Here is a 559-nt window from a genome sequence, read left to right on the forward strand (position 1 = left end):
GCCGTGGCCCCGGAGGACTGGGCCACCGCGAGCAGCTTGCCCAGCCCCGGGGTGCCGATGATCAGCTCGCCCGTCACCGTCAGAATCAGCGCGACGGTGGCCGCCAGCCGGAACCCGGTGACGATGTAGGGCAGCGCCGTCGGCCAGATCACCGTCCGGGCCTGGGTCAGCGCCGAGAACCGGTAGGACCGGGCCGTGTCCCGGGCGACCGGGTCGACGTCCTGCACCCCGTAGAGCACCTGGACCAGCACCTGCCAGAACGAGGCGTAGATGACCAGCAGCAGCGTGGCCTCCCGGCCCGTGCCGTACAGCAGCACGGCCAGCGGGATCAGCGCCACCGACGGGATCGGCCGCAGGAACTCGATCGTCGAGGACGTCGCCTCCCGCAGCACCCGCACCGAGCCGACCACGATCCCGACGACGATGCCGGCCACCATCGCGATCACGAGCCCGATCGCCCACGTGGTCAGCGTGTCACCCAGCGCCGTCCAGAACTCCGGCGTCTGGAGCCGCGCCACGAGGGCGGCGAACATCTCGGAGAACGGCGGCATGAACCGCC

The 559-nt window shown here is 71.6% G+C and carries 1 protein-coding gene; it reads right to left on the reverse strand.

From position 1 onward, the window contains the following. The coding region (locus ABD774_RS21590; protein ID WP_345045852.1) for an ABC transporter permease at window positions 1-559 on the reverse strand (559 nt) is incomplete at both ends.

It is taken from the genome of Georgenia daeguensis (assembly GCF_039537705.1).
Lineage (GTDB): Bacteria > Actinomycetota > Actinomycetes > Actinomycetales > Actinomycetaceae > Georgenia > Georgenia daeguensis.